The organism is Kistimonas scapharcae, assembly GCF_039540975.1.
In the GTDB taxonomy this organism is placed as follows: Bacteria; Pseudomonadota; Gammaproteobacteria; order Pseudomonadales; family Endozoicomonadaceae; genus Kistimonas; species Kistimonas scapharcae.
The window spans coordinates 1-1,745 of the sequence record NZ_BAABFL010000255.1 but is presented as its reverse complement, the minus strand read 5'-3'; the positions used below and the strand labels follow the sequence as shown (position 1 = coordinate 1,745).

Sequence of the window (1,745 nt, the reverse complement as noted above, 5' to 3'; positions counted from 1 at the left end):
GGGTCATTGATTACTCACTGACCACCCCCTGTTTAAGTTGGAAATTTCAGAAGAGGCGACAACTATGCTGGCACAGGGGGGTGACGCAGAAACCGGGAACCGTTATTTGCACCAAACCATGATTCGCAGAAAATAAGGATAAAGGCATGGACTACTTGGAACACTGGGAATACGAAGAACTGGCCTGTCGTGTCTGCGGCCTTGATGCCAATGAAACCGACCGGTTTCTGAATGACCATGCCAGCGTGGACGAACTGCTGGATGACAAGCTGGACATTCCCTTTGCAATATTTCTTGATATAGCAAAAGCCCTGCTGCCGTTCACGCCGCTGGTCAGGACTGCCGTATCGGATGAACTGTTCCATGCCTTCATTGATGTCAAGGATCACCGCACGATTGTGCGTATGCCTTACGTGAAACATGAAAAGCAGGCGTTATAAATGCGGCTGCCCCATTGGCACAAAAGATAGCTGGCGGGACAGCAAAGGACGATTCACAGGCACTGGCAGCCTGACGGCTGTCAATGTCATCTGCAAGGGATGTGGTTACAGTTATGCCATTAACCACCATGAGGCAAGGAAGATCAATGATCGAAGTGACAGAAAAGGACATCGGACGACGGGTAGTCTATCGGCCTGACCGGGAAAAGGAACCGGGCTTCATTACGTCCTACAACAAGTATTTCGTATTCGTACAGTACGAGAAAACGCGGGGTGACACGTCAATGGCCACCCGGCGCGAGGATTTGGTTTATACCGGCTGATCTTCTTCCACGGATTCCCACCGCTTGGCTTCCCATCGTTTAAAGGCTTCCACTTCAGCCGGGAAGCCTAGCTGTATCTTGTAGAGATTGGCGGGATCGGCCTTTTGAATCAGCGTCAGTAACAGCGAGGTAAAGTTGGTGCCGTCGTTTTGCCAGTGGGGGATTTCAATATCAATTATTTGCTTTATATGTTCTTCAAATAGATCAATCCCATCAATTTGAGAACAGTCTAGGTTCAATAAATTAAGGATTTCCTGCCTATGCATAGTAGCCATTTGCTTTCCTTTTTCATCGGCCATTGCCAAAAGTTCTTCAAATGTGACTGGTTCTAATTTCAATGATGCCGTGTATTGATCGTATTCGTCCGGTGTAAAGGATTTAGCTATTACTTCCTGCCGGTCTTCAGGATCGGGGCAAAATTCGCCGGATTTGACCAGTTCACCGGTTCCATCCATAACCCGGTAATTGCTGAAATCCCCATGGGCGGAAGCGCCGCCAAGCACAATCACCACACCGCCGTCTGGAACAGGCTGCCCCGGTTCCGGTTTCACGGCGCGGTCTAGCAAGTCTCTGACCACAGGATTCTTTATCATTGTTCTTCTCCGTCGTTGGTTGTTACAGCGTATCCGTCACTATGGATCAGCACCGTGGCATTGTTGGCGATCTGCGCCGCCACCACCATGGCATGGGTTTCCTTGGCTTCGTCCCAGCTTGTTGTCCGCCACAGTTCGTTATCCTGTGCGCCGCCGAAGATCATGGTTTCAAACAGCCGGGGATTGTCGTACCTGCCCATGTGGATGTCCTGACCGAGAAAGACCGTGGACACGTCCACGCCGTTATCCAGCTTTGTCTTGGCCACTGTCCGCCTGTCCAGATTTTCTAACAGCCACTGTGACCACTTCCTTAAATCCCGCTTAACCTTGGGAATGTGAGCAAGCTGGCCGTACTTTTGGCAACAGAGTACAGTTTTTGCACAAAACGC

4 protein-coding genes are annotated in these 1,745 nt (G+C 50.2%); 2 read left to right on the top strand and 2 right to left on the bottom strand.

The genetic code is table 11. From position 1 onward, the window contains the following. The first annotated feature begins 146 nt into the window (after positions 1-146). Entirely contained in the window at positions 147-440 is a 294-nt protein-coding gene (locus tag ABD892_RS10800; RefSeq protein ID WP_345195642.1) for a hypothetical protein, read from the top strand. 146 nt (positions 441-586) lie between these two features. Further along, entirely contained in the window at positions 587-763 is a 177-nt protein-coding gene (locus tag ABD892_RS10795; protein ID WP_345195640.1) for a hypothetical protein, read from the top strand. On the opposite strand, the gene ABD892_RS10790 is transcribed toward ABD892_RS10795, so the two are convergent. Both ABD892_RS10790 and ABD892_RS10785 read right to left on the bottom strand, forming a co-directional pair. Then, on the bottom strand, positions 751-1,356 hold the full coding sequence (locus ABD892_RS10790) for a hypothetical protein (RefSeq protein ID WP_345195639.1): 606 nt from the start codon (positions 1,354-1,356) through the stop codon (positions 751-753). The genes ABD892_RS10795 and ABD892_RS10790 overlap by 13 nt on opposite strands. Further along, positions 1,353-1,745 (bottom strand): hypothetical protein (locus tag ABD892_RS10785; RefSeq protein ID WP_425559232.1); only part of this gene is annotated, 393 nt, incomplete at its 5' end. The genes ABD892_RS10785 and ABD892_RS10790, both read right to left, overlap by 4 nt.